We start from the raw sequence: 17,208 nt of genomic DNA, 5'->3' as shown, positions 1-17,208 counted from the left end.
AGGGGAAACGAATGGCGACCAGTGTTTTGTTGCATACATTAGCTGCATGTTGGGTAATCGTTGTCGGTGCCCTCCAATTGCTCGGTAAGAAGGGGACTCATACTCATAAACGTTTGGGTTGGTCTTGGCTTGTAGCCATGCTAATCGTTGCTATTAGCTCCTTTTTTATGCCAAATACCATGCAGTGGTTTTTAGGTTATGGGCCTTTGCATATTCTTTCTTTATGGATCATTTTTTGTGTGTTTATGAGTGCTCATTGCGCGAAATGCGGAAAAATAGGCTCCCATAAAAGGTTTAATATAGGAGCCTATTTTGGCGCTGTTGGCGCAGGTGTTGCTGCATTACTTATGCCGGGACGAGAATTGCACTCTTTGTTATTTATGTAAACTCGAATGTAATCTGGTGTTTTTGCAAAGCAATGGGTTATAGATCAAAGCTAATTAGGGCTTGTTATGCTCAATGACGCTGATGGCAACCCCTAAGAATAAAATGTCTTTAACAAGGAAGAAGTTGGTAATAAGAATGCCGTCTGACACCTTCCAGACATTTGGTGTTGTCACTAAAAAGCTGAGCGTGGTGATAAAGATAACCACACAGGCGATGCCGGAATAGTAGCCAACTTTACTGTTTTTTAGACCCACGAGTAACCCTATTGCAACAATGATTTCGGCCGTACCAACTAAGCTTGAGACAGTTTGCACGGAAAAAATACTATATAGCCAAGACATAGCAAAATGGTTCGCAATTAGTGGCTCGATCAGTTTCGCTTCGGTGGGCGTGAATTTATATATACCTATCCAAGCCAATATTAGGGCAACTCCAAATACGCCAACCAAGTAGCCAATTTGAGGTGTTTTATTCTGAAGTGTTTGATTCATATCTAAGTTCTCTAAAAATTAATAACCCAGATAGGAGTGGTAGTAGAACTAAAAGTTCTCTTAAAAAAACTCTTTATATGTTTTTGCTATTTGTTTGCATGGTTTATCCCCAATAAAGAGAAATAGATACGGTTTCACATAAAATATAGCCCCGCGACAGCCACGGGGCGACTGTTGCTATAGTTGGGTGGTAAAAGTGCCTTGCGGAGTAACAGGTAAATAGTTTTTATAAAAGTTAAAGTAGGTTTGCTCTGGGTCTAAGTCATCAAACAGCTCAGGATAGAGGGATTTTGCGTAAAACTGGATCATGGCGCTATCCAGAATAGTACGACAGGCTCCATGGTAGGCAGAAAAAATGCGGTTGTGTTGCACTGCTTTGATACTTGACCAGCCTGTACGTTGCTTGAAACCTGCTAAACGTTGTTTTGCCAGTGAGGTATCCACCCCTTGACCCATTACCATGGCATCATCACTACTACCTGTTTCATAGCCCGTAATAAAAATAACATCAGGATCTGCGGCAATAATTTGTTCAGGATTTAATTTCCCCCACCACTCTATATAAGGGGCAGAAATATTATCGCCTCCGGCCATAGTGGAAATAGCCCCCCACATGTTTTTACCAAATGTGTAACCAATTTCATTAACACCCGCTGCACCATATTCTGTGTAAATAGTTGGTTTTGGTAAGTTAGCTTCTTTCAGGCGTTGCTCGATCTCTAATAAATTTTTTTCATACTCTTCAGCTATTTTGTTAGCGCGATCTTCTTGGCCCGTAATGGTGCCAATGAGTCGAGTGCTTTTGAGGTGTCGCTCTAATGTTTGTGCATTATAGTCTACCACTAATACGTTTATGCCCGCGCTTTCTAAACGCTCAATATCGCTACCAAGCCCTTTATATTGCCAGTCAGCAAGCATGATGAGATCAGGGTTAAGTGCAATGACTTTCTCAATGGAAAAAGTTTTGGTATCGACTCTGCCAATACCAGGTATGTCATCTAAAGAGGGGCGGTGTTGTAAATACATTTGCCAGTTAGCTGATCGAGCTTGCCAAATATATTTAGACATTCCAACAACCTTATCAAAGGCTGCTTCAGTGCCAATGGCCATATAGTCTTCAGGGTAAAAGCCCACTATGACTCTTTTAGCTGGGGCATCAAAAGTTACCTGTCGATCTAGTACATCGGTTACGGTCACTTGTTCTGCATATAAGTGGGTTGCCAGAAACACCATAATAATAGTAATTCCGTTTTTAAACATGCTGTATGTCCTCATAAATACTTATTTAAATGATGAAAATTCTATGGGGTAGAAAGTTAGTAGAAAGTGATTCTATTTTATGGGAAAAAACATTAAAATGCACATGAAAATCATTCCCATTTGTATTATTTAATAAGGATTATAATATGGTAACTTTCATCCATAGAGTGGTTGTTCTTAGCCTTATGATTATGGCCTTGCCGAGCTATGCTCATGAAGTCACTCTGACCGATGTGCTGGGCCGGGAAGTAAACGTCGAGGTACCAGCCAAACGTGTCGTGCTGGGCTTTTACGCTGAAGACTATATGGCAATTGGAACGGAGCAAGCTTTTGATCATGTAGTGGGTATTTCAAAAGACCCTTGGCAAGCATGGAGACCTGCTAGCTGGAATTTGTATACGAATTACCGCCCATCGTTGAAAAATATTCCTGATGTAGGAGATGTAGAATCTCAAACTTTCTCTGTGGAAAAGGTACTTAACTTGAACCCAAGTGTCGTGTTGTTGGCCGACTGGCAATACAAAGGCTTGGGGATGGATGCTGACGTACTGGAAGACGCTGGTATTGCTATTGTCGTGGTTGACTATAATGCTCAAACACTGGAACGCCACTTACAAAGTACCAAGCTAATTGGCGAGCTAACAGGTCAAGTTGAGCGTGCTAATACTATCGCCAAAGAGTATGAAGAGGCCGTCATGTACATACGTGATAGCATCACCAAGGCCAACCTTCCTAAACCCCGCGCTTACGTAGAGTTTGGTAATCAAGGGCCAAGTGAATATTCTTTCACCTACGGTAAAAATATGTGGGGGGCTATGGTCACTAGTGCTGGTGGCGATAATATTGCTGCGCCATTTATTGAGTGGTGGGGGCCGATAAACCCTGAGCAAGTACTGGCTTCCAATCCACAAGTAATTTTTATTTCTGGAACCGAGACAGGTAAGAAATCCGATGCCATGATTATGGGGCAAGGGGTAAATAGACAAGATGCCATCGCACGGCTTAAAGGCTTTGCCAAACGGGCGGGCTGGGACGAATTGGAAGCAGTTCAAAACGATCGTGTATTTGGTATTTATCAAGGAGCCTCACGTTCTATTTTAGATGTAAGTATGTTCCAATATGTAGCTAAAGCTATGTACCCCAACTTGTTTAAAGACTTGCAACCAGAGCAAAACTACTTGAACTTCTATCATAAATACCTTCCAGTAACGCCGAAAGGCACTTTCGCTGTAAAAATCACGGACTAATGACTCAAGCTACTTTGATAAATGATGCCGTTAAAGCCCAGCGTCGCTATGAAAAGCGGCGTTGGGTTGTATTGAGCATTCTACTTTTTTTATTGGCGATTTCCTTCGTACTAGATATTGCAACAGGTCCGTCTATGTTAGGGCTTGGGGAGGTATCCCAAGCGTTATTAAACCGTGTCGGATTGACTTTCGAAGTGTCTAGAACAACGGACGTAATCGTCACCAATTTAAGGTTGCCTATCGCTATTATGGCGCTCGTGGTTGGGGGATCATTAGGCGTTGGTGGAGCTGAAATGCAAACCCTATTAAATAACCCAATGGCTAGCCCATATACTTTGGGTATGGCTGCAGCGGCGGGTTTTGGTGCAGCATTAATGCTGTATTTAGGAAGCTTAGGATTGAATGCTCAGCTTGCCGTGCCGATAGGGGCGTTTTTCTGCTGTATGTTGTCCGCCAGCTTGCTGTTTGGGCTTGCAATGATGAGGCATATTACTTCCGGACAACTTATTCTCGCGGGGATTGCGCTACTGTTTTTGTTCCAGTCTTTATTATCTCTCGTGCAGTTTGTTTCTTCTCCGGAGCTAAGCCAGCAAATACTATTTTGGTTGTTTGGTAGCTTAACGAAAGCCAACTGGAATAATGTTGCTATTACCTGTGTCGTTACTTTACTGTGCGTCGCTATCTTATTAAAAGACGCATGGAAGTTAACCGCTTTACGCTTAGGAGAGGAGAGAGCTAAGAGTTTAGGGGTCAATGTAACAAGGTTAAGGCTAAAAACCTTGATTATTGTCGCCGTGATGACAGCCACCGCAACAAGTTTTGTGGGAATTATTGGTTTCATTGGTATTGTCGCGCCAAACATAGCGCGTATGTTGGTTGGTGAGGATCAAAGGTTCTTTTTGCCTCTATCGTTTCTAGTGGGTGCGTTCTTACTTTCTAGTGCCTCTGTATTATCTAAATCAATCGTTCCAGGAGCTTTGTTTCCCATCGGCATTGTTACAGCCATCATTGGTGTGCCTTTTTTCTTTTGGCTGATTATTGGGAAGAGAAGATAACATATGTTAGAAGTAAAAGGATTAACATTAGCCTTTGATGATTTAGTACTGGCAGACAACATGAGTTTTACCCTGCCACAAGGTCAAACTCACGTGATCATAGGTCCTAATGGGACAGGAAAAAGCTCCTTATTAAAAACCATATTTGGCGATATTCGGCCCCAGCAAGGTGAGATTCTTTTTTCTGGAACACCGCTTACCAAGCAAAATACCACTGAGTGGCGCAGTCATTTCGGTTACATGCCCCAAGACATTCGTTTAGATGTGGGGCTAAGTGTATTAGAGGTAGTGTTATTAGGGCAACTTAATGCTTTGTCCTTAAAGCTTGGTGACAGCTTGCTAGAAGAAGCGCTACACGCCTTAGAGCAAATAGGGCTATTACATCTTGCAAATCGTGATGTCAGAACATTAAGTGGCGGGCAGTGCCAGATGGTGTTATTTGCACAGGCCTTAATGAGAAAGCCACGTATTTTAATGTTAGACGAGCCTGTCAGTGCCTTAGATCTTCACTTTCAGCAAGTTATGTTAAATCATTTAGACCTGCAAACTAAGAGTAATAACTGGGTCTCGCTAATGATTTTGCATGATCTGAATTTGGCTGCGCAATATGCAGATAACCTTTTGGTTTTTAAAAATGGCCAGTTGGTTGCCCAGGGGCGCCCAAAAAATATTCTCACTCCACAACTGGTTCAAGATGTTTATGGTGTGGCTGGCGATGTGCAATTAGATGCTACTGGTGTGCCATTTGTACGAACTCACAGACACTCTTTGTCTACACAAGTAACGGGTTCAGGCTCATTAAATGTTAAAGTCCCTGCATAAAGGCATTAAACATGTTGATAAAAATGATTAAGATGGCAGCACTACTGGCTGTATTTGTTCCTTCTGTTGTGTTTGCTAAAGATTGGCAAATTAAAATGCTCAATTATGGTGAAGAGGGGTCTATGGTATTTGAGCCTTCTTATATTGAAGCTCAAGTAGGGGATACGGTAACTTTTATACCAGCCCAATCAGGACATAATGCAAAATCTTACGTAGTGCCAGAAGGAGAGCAAGCTTGGTCTTCTAAATTAAACCAAGAGTATACCTTGAGCCTTAATCAACAAGGCGTGCATTTGTATTATTGCCCCCCGCATTTAATCATGGGGATGATAGGTGTTATCAAGGTAGGGGAAGCCCTTAACCAACAGGTTATCGAGCAAAAATACCCCCGCCTGCGATCAAAAATTTCATTGAATCCAGCTCGTGCGGATAAAATTTTAGATAAATTGTAAGTTAGAGTTATGAAAGTTCGCCATTTGATCAAAGATTGGTCAAGCCTTTCTACTGGTAGTAGAGTCTTAGTGATCAACGGTTTTACCTTTAATCTGGGCTTTTACATGTTGTTGCCCTACTTGGCTGATCACTTGCAACAGTCACTAGGGCTAAGTCCATGGCACGTAGGCTTAGTAATCGGTCTTCGTGTTCTTAGTCAGCAAGGGTTGTTTCTAGTGGGGGGCACTTTAGGTGACTACCTTGGCTATAAGCGTTTGATCCTGCTTGGTTGTCTGGTTCGAGTCGCTGGCTTTTTAGCTTTGGGAGTGGCGACGAGTCTTCCTATGATTCTGTTAGGTGCGTTTTTAACAGGGTTTGCAGGGGCTCTATTTACGCCCTCAAGTAATGCTTACTTGGCTCATGAAGCGCCAAATCAACGTGCTCGTGACCGAATTTTTTCAATGCAAAACTGGACTAGTGAAGCAGGGATGTTCTTAGGTCCATTACTGGGCGTGGCACTTTTTTCGATTAGCTTTGCCTGGGTTGGTACTCTCGCTGCCGGTTTGTTTTTACTTCTGTTTGTTACTCAGTGGCGGTATTTGCCAGATCTGTCTGAACAAGAAAAACGGACGGGCAAAAAGTCTTTGTTTTGGCAACAATGGCTCTCTATGTTTGCTAATCGAAGCTTTATGCTATTTGTTGCTTTTGCCTGTGGTTTTCATTTGTTTTTTCACCAGTTATACCTAGCTTTGCCTTATCAAGTAAGAGTGAGCGGTCAAGGAGCTGAGGTAATTACTTGGGTGTTTATGACATCTTCTGTGCTAGCCATTAGCATGCAACTGCCGATTTCTCGTTGGATTGAGAAAAACATTGGAAGTGCGCAGGCAATGCGGGCGGGCATGATATTGATGGGAGTGTCCTTTCTATTCTTTTTGTTAGAGTCAGAATTACTAGCATGGGGACGTTTTATTCTGTTTGCCATATGTTTTAGTCTTGGCTCTATGATACTGCTCCCCTTGCTTGGTTCGCATGTGGCAAAATTTTGCTGTAAAGCAGAGCTAGGAAGTTATTATGGGCTGTATTCTTGTGTTGGTGGTTTGGCTGCTTTTTTCGGCAATTCAGGAGTTGGTTGGTTACTTTCATTAGACTCACTGAATAGTCAATGGATTTGGTGTGGTTTTGCAATTATTGGTCTTTTCACAGGTCAGGGCTTGTATCGTCAAGTCGTAAAATTATCTTAAAGTAAAGCTAATGCTTGAGTGTTGTCATTAGGGAGGTAGACATGAGTGTAGAGATATTTATTGTTTATTGCGCGGTAGCCTTTTTCTATATTATTAGCCCAGGCCCTGCGGTATTTCTGGCTATTTACAATGGCGCTTTGCACGGTACTCGACGTGTCGTGGCGGCGGCGCTAGGTAATATTCTCGGCTTACTCATATTGTCTAGCTTATCGATCAGTGGTCTGAGTGCTGTGTTAATGGCGTCTTCCTCTTTGTTTACTCTGGTCAAAGTGGTGGGAGCAGTCTATCTCGTTTATCTTGGCATAAAGCAATTTCGTGCTAAGCCTAATGCAATGCTTGGTGTTCAGTCTTCGCCATGTCAGGTGAGTCACTCTATGGGGCGTTACTTTAGAGAAGGCTTTGTTGTGGCAGTGACTAACCCTAAACCCATCATCTTCTTTGCGGCGTTATTCCCACAGTTTTTGACTACCGAGCAAGCAATTCTTCCTCAGTTTATGATCATGACTGGTATGTTTATGCTGTTTTCTTTCTTATCATTATTTACCTATGGGTATCTTGGCAAAAAAGCGAAACACTTTTTATCAGATAATAGGCGGGTACAATGGTTCCAGCGTATCAGTGGAGGCTTATTTGTGGGTATGGGGATCAGTCTGTTTGGAGTCAAAAGCGCCAGTTAATGCAGCAGTCATCAATTAGCTATAAAAAAAAGGTGGCATCGTAGCCACCTTTTTTATAACTCGTTGTGAGTAATGCTTAGCTGTGTTCTTTTAGGAACTCTTCGCTAAGGTAAAGTTCTTCATTGCTGTTTATTTTCACATCACGCTCTAGAATCATGGCGGCAATCTTTTGTGCTTCTTCTAAAGAGTGCATTTCGTAGGTACCGCATTGGTACTCATTCAGCTCTGGGATGTCGTTCTTTGCTTGTACTTTAAGTACATCAGACATGGCCGCTTTCCAAGACGCCGCCACCTTGTCTTCAGAAGGGGTTCCGATCAAGCTCATATAGAAGCCTGTGCGACAGCCCATGGGGGAAATATCAATGATCTCAACTTGGTCGCTATTAAGATGGTCACGCATGAAACCTGCGAATAAGTGCTCTAGGGTGTGAATGCCAGTTTCAGATAGAATTTCTTCGTTAGGAATGCAAAAGCGTAAATCAAAAACTGTGATCTCGTCTCCTTTCGGCGTCGACATGGTTTTGGCTACACGTACTGCTGGGGCATGCATGCGAGTATGGTCAACACGGAAGCTATCTAGTAATGGCATATTGGTCTCCTGCAGGGTGCTAGGCTGACTAAGTCTGGCACCGAAAAATATATTTTATAAAGTGATGGCATTATACATTAAGTTTGTTGTGTTTGCTGGCAATTTTATGGCTTTGCCAAGCTTCATAAATGACGGCTAGACATAGAATGCTGATGGCAAACAGCATATTCAAACCAATGAAAAATGCCATACACAGACAACTCAATAGAGCCATTACAGCCAGTACTTTGAAAGCCGCGTTGAGCAACTTGTAGGCGGCAATACAAGTTAGGGTGTAAATGAGCAAGAAATTACTGTTGGTCATCTCAATGAACCATGCCATTTCCCATTCTGAGAGTTCTGAAAACAGAATCGATAATAAAGTCAGAGAGCAGACAAACAAGACTGCATTGGCAGGGGTCCCCTTGCTGTTTAAACCAGCCAGCTTGCTTGGCAGGGCATGCTGTTGTGCAAGTGACTGCACCATTCTAGAAAAACCGAGTATGTAAATAGCAACATTTGCAAAGGCGATAATATAAGCACCAAAGGCAAACACGCGGCTACCAGTGTGGCCTACAAATTTGTTGACCAGCAGGGCGAGAGACTGGCTGTTTGTGATCTCGTCTCCATAGGTGTGATGAAAGGCGATGAGTAAAACCAGGCTTAAATAGGCAAGTATCACAAGAGCAATGCCGCCGAGCAGAGCAATAGGAAAGTCCCGGTTAGGGTTTTTAAACTCGGCTCCCATATGAGCCATGACCTCGATACCAAGAAAACACCAAAAAATGACTCCTGTTGCATAGAGGGTGGTCTGCCAGTGAGCGAGTGTTTCTGGCAGGCGAATGACCCCAGTGCTGGCGTTAAGGTCGCCAATGATGCTTAACCAAATAATGGTCAAGATCATTACGATGACGACGCCAGTTTGAAAATTGGCCGAAGCTTGAATACCTGCCACAGCAAAAAGAGCAAGGCCTAGGGTGGTAACAATGCTCAGCAGGACTAGGTTACCGTCGGGCTGGTTGATTATGACGCCTAAATAGGCGGCAGCGACTTTAATGGCAACGGCAGGACCAAATAATAAAATACTCAAAAATAACCAACCGATGGCTTTCTCTGCGAGTGGGCCGAACGCTCTACCGATATAGTGAGAGGCGCCTCCCGCTGATGGGTATTTGGCACCAAGAAAGGCGAATATAAAGGCAATTGGGATAATCATAACCGCGGTGATCAGCCAAGCATAAAAAGCAAAGGAGCCAGCTTGAGTTACTGAGATAGCGGGGAGAATCATCAAACCGGTACCAATAAAGGTGGTAACAGTCATGGCGATGCCTTGGATCGGTCCAAGTGTTTTTTGGTATTGAGACATGGTGAGCTCTTTAATAATGGGTTGTAACTAACGATCAAGAAAGTTAAATATAAAATGCTCTGTTGCTAATTGCTCTATACAATCTGACGGGAATATAATGCATTTTGTCGGTTTGTCCGTTAAATTGATGGTTCGGTTAACATGGGGAAGGTAAGTTGGCAGATCAATACGATCAGCGCATTTTAGCGCTACTGCAAAAAGAGGCGCGTTTGTCTGTTTCAGATATTAGCAGGCAGGTTAATTTATCGCGTTCTGCGGTATCAGAACGGATAAAACGTTTGGAAGAGCGAGGTGTGATTACAGGTTATCACGCTAAACTGGCTGTTCCTAAAGTGGGTGGGGTAGATGCTTATATCGCTTTGACTTTTCGGCCCTTATCTTGCGACCTTGTTGTGCCGCTTATTGAGGCGATTCCAGAAGTGGTACTGGCGCATTCTATTAGTGGGGATTTAGATTTACTCTTGTTAGTACAAGCCCCTTCAATGGAGCGTTTGAATGAAATTAGAGAGAATATGGAGTCTTGGCCTAACCTTGATAAGGTCGTTACTCATATGTGCTTAACAAAGCGCGTTGATCGTTTGGGATAAAAAGCGCGAGCCCGTTTAGGCTCGCTTTGATTGTTTGGTTAGGGCATCATGCCTAAAGCAGTAAGGCCCAGATTCTCAGGTAAGTCCAGCATGATATTCATGTTTTGGATGGCTTGTCCCGAGGCCCCTTTTACCAAGTTGTCGATCACAGATAAGATAACCACCTTATCGCCACCTTGAGGGCGATAAACGGCGATACGACAAAAGTTTGCCCCTTTGGTGCTGCGGGTTTCTGGTAAACTGCCAGGGGGCATCACATCAACAAAAAACTCATCTTTATAACGGGTTTCAAACAAGGCTTGTAAGTCTACACTGGTATCCGTAAGGGTCGCGTACATGGTGGAGTGGATCCCACGAATCATAGGTACCAGATGCGGCACAAAAGTGAGCTCAACCTGCTCATTACTTACGGCTTGAAGGCCTTGCTTAATTTCGGGTAAATGCCGGTGTCCGGCTACTCCGTATGCTTTAAAGCTTTCGCTCGTTTCGCACAATAGCGTTCCCACATTGGCGCCTCGTCCTGCACCACTGACGCCTGATTTAGCGTCAGCAATTAGGTGTGCAGGGTCCACTATTCCAGCTTCAAGTAGGGGAATTAAACCCAGTTGGGTAGCTGTAGGGTAGCAACCCGGGTTAGCAACAAGTTGTGCGCCTTTAATTGCAGCACGATTTATTTCTGGTAAACCATAAACCGCTTGTGCCACATAGTCTGGCGTACGATGTTCCATGCCATACCATTTAGACCATTCAACGGTGTCTTTAATTCTAAAGTCAGCTCCTAGGTCAACAACCTTGACGCCACGATCAATTAGCTCTGGCACCTGATCCATAGCGACACCATGAGGTGTTGCGAAGAAAACGAGATCGCATTGGCTAAGTTCTTCAACACTGGGCGTTGTGAAGCGAAGGTCATAGTGGCCTCGAAGGTTTGGGTAAATATCAGCAACAAGCTTGCCCTTTTCGCTACGTGAAGTGATTGCAACTACTTCTGCTTCCGGGTGATTTGCAAGTAACCTTAATAACTCTGCTCCGGTATAACCTGTTCCGCCAACTATGCCTATCTTGTACACTTTCTTTTCCTACTGTTTTGACCAATTAAATGGTAATTTTAGGGATTATGTTTCAACTATCTATTAATAGTGCCCCATTTCGCCTTAGGTTGAAAGTTTAGGTGAGCTTGGCAAAGGAATTTTAATGAAAGGTTACTGGTCTTCCCGCTTTTATCAGAGTGATGACTTGTATTTGCTGTCCTTACTTGGTGCGGTTTGTGGTGTCGTAAGTAGTTGCCTCATCGCATTGCTGTATTTTCTAGTGTATCTACCTCTGTCGCAAATAATGATTAAGGGAGGTGAGGATTTTGAATCCTTATCTCTTGAGTGGCGAGTTGCGTTACCCGTTGCTTCTTGTATCTTGCTAATGTTGCTATTTAGCAAGATACCGCCTCATGTGCGAAAAGTAGGCATCCCCTACGTGGTAGAAAGGTTTAATTACCACCAAGGCAACTTACCTTGGCGCAATGCCGTGGTGCAATTCTTTGGCGCCATTATTGGTTTGGTGGGTGGACTATCAATAGGTAAAGAAGGGCCAACCGTTCATATAGGCGCAACCCTTGGTGCTAAATTAGCCGGTTGGAAGAAGCTTCCGCAACATGGTGTCGAAACTCTTTTAGCCTGTGGCGTAGCGGGTGGTATTGCCGCTTGTTTCCAAACGCCCTTGGCGGGGGTTCTGTTTGCTTTTGAAGTCATTTTATTGGAATACCGTACTCGCTATGTGCTCCCTATTTTATTGTCTGCGGTTGTTGCTACGCATTTAAGTCAATTGTTGATTGGCTCTATTGCCGTTGTTTCCGTCAGTGGCCTAAGCTTATCCTTTATTACTCCTGAGTTATTTGGAGCCTATCTATCTTTAGTCGTTTTTATTATTTTTGTGGCGGGCGTGTTTTCACAAACACAGCGAAAGTTATGGTTATTTGAAGGTTTGCCAATCTGGTTGCGCTTTAGCTTAGTAATGTTAGCAACCGTCTTGGTCGCCGTGTATATACCAGAAGCATTAGGTAGTAGTTTTGACTCCCTCGATCATCTGCTATCGGGTGAAGCCATTGCGGCTTCTTTATTTATTCTCATCTTAGTAAAAGTGGGCTTATCTGCGTTGACGCTAGGGTTGGGTATTCCTGGGGGGATGATTGGACCGGCTTTTGTGATTGGGGCCCTAGCAGGAATTCAAGTCGCTTTATTTTTTAATGTGGCTGACTCGGTAGAAGGTGGCGTTGTATTATTTGCCTTGCTAGGTATGGCTGCCATGATGGCAACCTGTTTTCAGGCCCCCTTAACTGCGTTACTTACCGTTGTCGAAATGACCCATACTTCGGAAGTGATTGCTCCCGCTTTGTTTGTTATCGTCCTTTCCTGCTTATTGTCCAAACTCATGTTGAAGCAAGAGTCCATTTTTGTATCTCGGTTATCCTATATGGGGTTATCAGGTACATTTACGTCTATTCGCCGTTACTTAAGGCATCAAGCCGTTGCGCCTCTTTCTGACCCTGTACAAAAACTGAAGTGTCCGCTGCCCTTAGAGCGAATGAAAAGTTTAGCGGCAACTATGGTAGAATATTGTGCCTATGAAAAAGATGGGCGTTGGCACATCGTTAAGCGCTCAAGTTTGCTAGAGGTCTTGGAATCCTTGGCGGTCGGGCCTCAGCCTTGGTTAGCGCCGGTCGATGACTCTTTAGGTGTTGATATTGGACTCGCAACGCAAGTGCAGACCATTACCTGTATAGAAGAACCAGAGTCTTTAGAAACCATGCTGGCGTGGTTTCAGCAGCATGCCTCGGCACAGGTGTTAATCTTGTCGAAAGACTCTACAATGTGCTTATTATCCCGACGTCAATTAGACGAGGCGTTATTAGAAGGCAGTGTTTATCGAAAGTAGAGATGTTGTATTTTTCAAGGTGAAAGTGCAGGCTCTTTAAACGTGTGACAGAAAAGATGAGACAAAATGACTCGATCAGAAGATTTATATAAAAAAGCACAGCACCGTATTCCAGGCGGAGTAAACTCCCCAGTGCGTGCTTTTAATGGTGTAGGTGGTTCCCCAGTATTTTTCCAAAAAGGAGAAGGGGCCTACATCTATGACGAAGACAATAAAAGATACGTTGATTATGTTGGCTCATGGGGGCCAATGATTTTAGGACACTCTCATCCAGATGTTTTGGCCGCAGTGCGTCAACAACTGAATTTTGGGTTGAGTTTTGGTGCGCCTACTGAAATTGAAATTACTATGGCGGAGAAGGTGTGTGAGCTTGTGCCGTCTATGGATATGGTTCGCATGGTGAATTCAGGCACAGAAGCGACCATGAGTGCTATTCGTTTGGCAAGAGGCTATACCTCGCGAGACAAAATAGTAAAATTTGAAGGTTGTTATCACGGCCACTCGGACTCATTATTGGTAAAAGCTGGTTCTGGAGCGCTTACTTTAGGCGTGCCAAATTCGCCGGGAGTTCCTGCGGATCTTGCTCAACATACTATTACTCTTCAGTACAATGATATTGAAGGTGTTAAGCAGTGTTTTGCTGAATTAGGCAGTGAAATAGCTTGTATTATCGTTGAGCCGGTTGCGGGTAATATGAATTGCATTCCACCCGTTGATGGTTTTTTAGAAGCTTTGCGTGATGCCTGTGATCAATCTGGGGCCGTACTGATTTTCGACGAGGTCATGACAGGTTTTCGAGTTGCGCTAGGCGGCGCCCAAGAGTATTACAAAATTACTCCAGATTTAACCACCTTAGGTAAAGTGATAGGTGCTGGTATGCCAGTTGGCGCATTTGGAGGCAAGCGTGAGATCATGGAACATATCGCGCCACTAGGTCCTGTTTATCAGGCTGGTACTCTGTCTGGGAACCCTGTGGCCATGGTTGCTGGTCTGAGTGTTTTAAATAAAATCAGTGAGCCAAACTTTCACGAACAATTGGCAGAGAAAGCACAACGCTTAGTAACAGGCTTGAAAGAAGCCGCAGACGAAGCCGGTGTGCCTCTTTGTGTAGCAAACGTGGGAGGAATGTTTGGATTCTTTTTCACAGAAGCGGAATCGGTCACTCGATTTGAACAAGTACAAGAATGTCGTCTTGATCAATTTCAAGCATTTTTCCACTACATGCTAGAAGAGGGTGTGTATTTAGCACCGGCTTCATTTGAGGCGGGTTTTATCTCTCAAGCGCATACCCATGCCGATATTGATTATACTATTGCTGCTGCGAAGCGTGCTTTTGCGAAATTAGTGAGCAAGAGCGAATAATTAAGGATTTATGTTATGTCGACTGAGACTGAAGAAAAACAAATTGAAGGTGAATCCGAGTCTGGCTCAAGCTGCGAGAGTATGAAAAAGCAACCGCGACGTGAAGTGTATTTACTTCCAAACCTTTTTACGACGGCAGCATTATTTTCTGGGTTCTATTCCATCATTGCGGCAATGAATGGTGAATTTTCCAACGCCGCTGTCGCCATCTTTATTTCCATGGTGTTTGATGGATTGGATGGTCGAGTAGCGCGAATGACTCGTACCCAAAGTGCATTTGGAGCCGAGTACGATTCCCTTGCAGATATGGTGTCTTTTGGTATTGCCCCTGCACTGGTTGCCTTTACTTGGGCGTTGGCGCCTTTAGGCAAAGTTGGATGGATTGCCGCCTTTATTTATGCCGTGGGTGCGGCGCTACGCTTAGCACGTTTTAATACCATGGTCGGTGTGGAAGAAAAACGTTACTTCACTGGACTGCCGAGTCCAGCGGCGGCTGCCATTGTTGCTGGTATTATTTGGGTGGCAAATGATAAAGGCGTGGCGGCAGAAAGCTTGTCTAGCCTTATGGCTTTATTGGTTCCTATCGTTGGCCTACTGATGGTCAGCAATGTGAAGTATCGTAGTTTTAAAGACTTGAATCTGAAAGGTCGTGTCTCTTTTGTTGTATTGCTCATATCCGTATTTTCCCTAGTGCTGATTGCCTTAGAACCTGCGCTAGTGTTAATGGTTTTGTTTTGTGCCTATGGTGGGTGGGGCTTGTTAGGATTGGTGTCCAAACGTTTTAGATAATGGCTCAAATCAAGTCGACAAATTAACCATAAAGCCCTAATTTCGATTAGGGTTTTTTTTGAACTAAATTTTATGGGAATAGTCTATGCTGTAACCTAAATGGAGGCAGAGCATGATAATTCGAAGTAAAAAGCGTTCTGATAGTTTTGAGCATCAAGTCACAGATCAAAAAATATATTTAAACCGGCGTCAGTTTTTATCAGCTTCTGGAGCTGCGCTAGGCGTTGGCCTTACGGGTAATGCACTTGCCGCTATTCAATCTGGTAATGGGCTGAAACCGCCAGTCAATTTAGTGAATGCCTTCTCTAACATTAAGGAGACGGTCTACGGCCAAGATGAAAAAGTAGCACCATTTGATGTTGCTAGTAGTTACAATAATTTCTATGAGTTTGGCTATGGTAAAGGCGACCCAGCAGAGAGGGCGGCAGGCTTAACAACAACGCCGTGGAACATTCGTGTAGAAGGTGAAGCGGAGCGTACAGGAGAATTTTTCCTAGAGGATATTATTAAGACTGCGCAATTAGAGGAACGCATTTATCGCCTACGCTGTGTTGAAGCTTGGTCTATGGTCATTCCATGGGTTGGGATTTCTCTAGCAGATGTTCTGAAGCAGTTTAAGCCTACATCGAAAGCCAAGTATGTGTATTTCGAAACTCTATATGATCCGCAACAAATGCCCGGGCAAAAAGGTGGCAATATTGAATGGCCTTACCGCGAAGGATTACGTATTGATGAGGCAATGCATCCACTCGCATTCTTGGCTGTAGGTATGTACGGAAGCGTATTACCAAACCAAAATGGGGCCCCCATTCGTTTAGTACTGCCTTGGAAGTACGGCTTTAAGAGTATTAAATCCATTGTTAAGATTCGCTTTATGGAAACCATGCCTCAAACAACTTGGAATATGCTTGCGCCAGGAGAATATGGTTTTTATGCGAATGTAAACCCAACGGTAGATCACCCGCGTTGGACTCAAAGTCAGGAACGTCGATTACCAGGTGGCGTTATTTTTCCCAATGTCGTACCCACCGAAATGTTTAACGGCTACGAGGAAGTGGCAGGCTTATATTCAGGAATGGATCTAAGGAAGTTCTATTAATATGATGTTTTGGGATAGGAAAGAAAAACCATACATACTAATCCTTGCTTTAGGACCTTTGTATTGGATGGTGCTTTCACTATTCAGTGGTCGCTACTTTCCTGATCCTGCTGAGCCTTTAATGACAGTAAGTGGTATATGGGCTTGTGTGTTTTTGATCGGATCTTTGTCTGTTTCTCCTTTGGTTAAGTTTGCAAGCATTAAAGTGTTAAACCGTTATCGACGCTTTGTTGGTTTGTTTGCCTACTTTTATAGTTTTTTGCATTTGGTTATCTACCTAGTATTTCATGCCGGATTAAGCTGGCAATGGATTATTCAAGACTTATTACAACGTCCCTACATGTATGTGGGAGCTTTCGCCTTTGCCATACTTTCCCTAATGGCTTTAACTAGCACGAAAAGTATGATGAAACGGCTGGGTGGGCGTTGGAAAAAGCTACATCAATTTGTTTACTATGTCGGTATGGCGGTACTGGCGCATTTGTGGTGGCAAATTAAAAGCGACATTACTATTGCCTTGTGGGTAAGTGTGTTCTTAGCCCCCTTGTTAATACTGAGAATTCGGCAAATTCCCCTTCTTAAAATCTTTTTTACAAAAAGTTAAAAAAGTACTTGCACTAAATCTGTAGATCCTTAATATACGCCCTCGCTGACACGGACAGGGCTTTAAACTCTTACAGAGATTGAGACGCTTAAGTGGCACGGCAACGCTCTTTAAAATAGATAATCAGATAATTTGTGTGGGCGCTCGCTGGAGGCTTCAAAAAATACTGAAGTCTTACGAGACGTCTAACACGTCAATTCGCTTTATTAAGTAAATTGTTAGTGTTTCGATGTTTGAGTAAGCAAACTTTTTTAACTGAAGAGTTTGATCATGGCTCAGATTGAACGCTGGCG

The 17,208-nt window shown here is 43.5% G+C and carries 18 protein-coding genes; 13 read left to right on the top strand and 5 right to left on the bottom strand.

What is annotated here, in order from left to right; all coding sequences use genetic code 11:
* Positions 1-11 precede the first annotated feature (11 nt).
* Entirely contained in the window at positions 12-386 is a 375-nt protein-coding gene (locus ACYVGZ_RS14535; protein ID WP_460757129.1) for a DUF2306 domain-containing protein, read from the top strand.
* Positions 387-440: 54 nt separating this feature from the next.
* On the opposite strand, the gene ACYVGZ_RS14530 is transcribed toward ACYVGZ_RS14535, so the two are convergent.
* Both ACYVGZ_RS14530 and ACYVGZ_RS14525 read right to left on the bottom strand, forming a co-directional pair.
* Complete coding sequence (locus ACYVGZ_RS14530; protein WP_460757126.1) at positions 441-878, bottom strand: DUF417 family protein; 438 nt, start codon at positions 876-878, stop codon at positions 441-443.
* A 177-nt stretch (positions 879-1,055) separates the two neighbouring features.
* On the bottom strand, positions 1,056-2,138 hold the full coding sequence (locus tag ACYVGZ_RS14525) for an ABC transporter substrate-binding protein (protein ID WP_460757123.1): 1,083 nt from the start codon (positions 2,136-2,138) through the stop codon (positions 1,056-1,058).
* Positions 2,139-2,284: 146 nt separating this feature from the next.
* On the opposite strand from ACYVGZ_RS14525, the gene ACYVGZ_RS14520 reads away from it, so the two are divergent.
* From ACYVGZ_RS14520 to ACYVGZ_RS14495, 6 genes are read left to right on the top strand one after another with little or no spacing between them, the layout of a single operon-like run.
* On the top strand, positions 2,285-3,385 hold the full coding sequence (locus ACYVGZ_RS14520) for an ABC transporter substrate-binding protein (RefSeq protein WP_460757120.1): 1,101 nt from the start codon (positions 2,285-2,287) through the stop codon (positions 3,383-3,385).
* Entirely contained in the window at positions 3,385-4,440 is a 1,056-nt protein-coding gene (locus tag ACYVGZ_RS14515; protein WP_460757116.1) for a FecCD family ABC transporter permease, read from the top strand. Before ACYVGZ_RS14520 ends, ACYVGZ_RS14515 begins: the two co-directional genes overlap by 1 nt.
* 3 nt (positions 4,441-4,443) lie before the next feature.
* On the top strand, positions 4,444-5,262 hold the full coding sequence (locus ACYVGZ_RS14510) for an ABC transporter ATP-binding protein (protein WP_460757113.1): 819 nt from the start codon (positions 4,444-4,446) through the stop codon (positions 5,260-5,262).
* An 11-nt stretch (positions 5,263-5,273) separates the two neighbouring features.
* Positions 5,274-5,714, top strand: coding sequence for a pseudoazurin (locus ACYVGZ_RS14505; protein ID WP_460757111.1), 441 nt, complete (start codon positions 5,274-5,276; stop codon positions 5,712-5,714).
* Between the two features lie 9 nt (positions 5,715-5,723).
* Entirely contained in the window at positions 5,724-6,935 is a 1,212-nt protein-coding gene (locus tag ACYVGZ_RS14500; RefSeq protein ID WP_460757108.1) for an MFS transporter, read from the top strand.
* 41 nt (positions 6,936-6,976) lie between these two features.
* Entirely contained in the window at positions 6,977-7,612 is a 636-nt protein-coding gene (locus tag ACYVGZ_RS14495; protein WP_460757106.1) for a LysE family translocator, read from the top strand.
* Between the two features lie 76 nt (positions 7,613-7,688).
* On the opposite strand, the gene luxS is transcribed toward ACYVGZ_RS14495, so the two are convergent.
* Positions 7,689-8,201, bottom strand: a complete 513-nt coding sequence (luxS, locus tag ACYVGZ_RS14490) for an S-ribosylhomocysteine lyase (protein WP_460757103.1) — start codon at positions 8,199-8,201, stop codon at positions 7,689-7,691.
* A 70-nt stretch (positions 8,202-8,271) separates the two neighbouring features.
* Positions 8,272-9,546 carry an L-methionine/branched-chain amino acid transporter gene (gene yjeH, locus ACYVGZ_RS14485; protein ID WP_460757101.1) on the bottom strand — a complete coding sequence of 425 codons (1,275 nt, stop codon included), beginning with the start codon at positions 9,544-9,546 and terminating at the stop codon, positions 8,272-8,274.
* Between the two features lie 155 nt (positions 9,547-9,701).
* On the opposite strand from yjeH, the gene ACYVGZ_RS14480 reads away from it, so the two are divergent.
* Positions 9,702-10,133 (top strand): Lrp/AsnC family transcriptional regulator, encoded by a 432-nt coding sequence (locus ACYVGZ_RS14480; protein WP_460757098.1) that lies wholly within the window; start codon positions 9,702-9,704, stop codon positions 10,131-10,133.
* A gap of 38 nt (positions 10,134-10,171) precedes the next feature.
* Here ACYVGZ_RS14480 and argC read toward each other — a convergent pair whose 3' ends face one another.
* On the bottom strand, positions 10,172-11,203 hold the full coding sequence (gene argC, locus ACYVGZ_RS14475) for an N-acetyl-gamma-glutamyl-phosphate reductase (protein ID WP_460757095.1): 1,032 nt from the start codon (positions 11,201-11,203) through the stop codon (positions 10,172-10,174).
* 124 nt (positions 11,204-11,327) lie between these two features.
* Here argC and ACYVGZ_RS14470 point away from each other — a divergent pair, with 124 nt between their 5' ends.
* From ACYVGZ_RS14470 to ACYVGZ_RS14450, 5 genes are all read left to right on the top strand, one after another.
* Positions 11,328-13,061, top strand: a complete 1,734-nt coding sequence (locus tag ACYVGZ_RS14470; RefSeq protein ID WP_460757093.1) for a chloride channel protein — start codon at positions 11,328-11,330, stop codon at positions 13,059-13,061.
* Between the two features lie 66 nt (positions 13,062-13,127).
* Positions 13,128-14,423, top strand: a complete 1,296-nt coding sequence (gene hemL, locus ACYVGZ_RS14465) for a glutamate-1-semialdehyde 2,1-aminomutase (RefSeq protein WP_460757091.1) — start codon at positions 13,128-13,130, stop codon at positions 14,421-14,423.
* Between the two features lie 15 nt (positions 14,424-14,438).
* Entirely contained in the window at positions 14,439-15,212 is a 774-nt protein-coding gene (pssA, locus tag ACYVGZ_RS14460; RefSeq protein ID WP_460757089.1) for a CDP-diacylglycerol--serine O-phosphatidyltransferase, read from the top strand.
* A 112-nt stretch (positions 15,213-15,324) separates the two neighbouring features.
* The gene (gene msrP / locus ACYVGZ_RS14455; protein WP_460757087.1) at positions 15,325-16,311 is read left to right on the top strand and encodes a protein-methionine-sulfoxide reductase catalytic subunit MsrP; all 987 of its coding nucleotides are present in this window, start codon (positions 15,325-15,327) and stop codon (positions 16,309-16,311) included.
* A 1-nt stretch (position 16,312) separates the two neighbouring features.
* Positions 16,313-16,915 carry a protein-methionine-sulfoxide reductase heme-binding subunit MsrQ gene (locus ACYVGZ_RS14450; RefSeq protein WP_460757084.1) on the top strand — a complete coding sequence of 201 codons (603 nt, stop codon included), beginning with the start codon at positions 16,313-16,315 and terminating at the stop codon, positions 16,913-16,915.
* Positions 16,916-17,208 lie beyond the last annotated feature (293 nt).

The organism is Marinomonas epiphytica, assembly GCF_054780655.1.
Note: the sequence above shows the minus strand (reverse complement) of the source record. Positions and strands in the feature narration are given on the sequence as shown.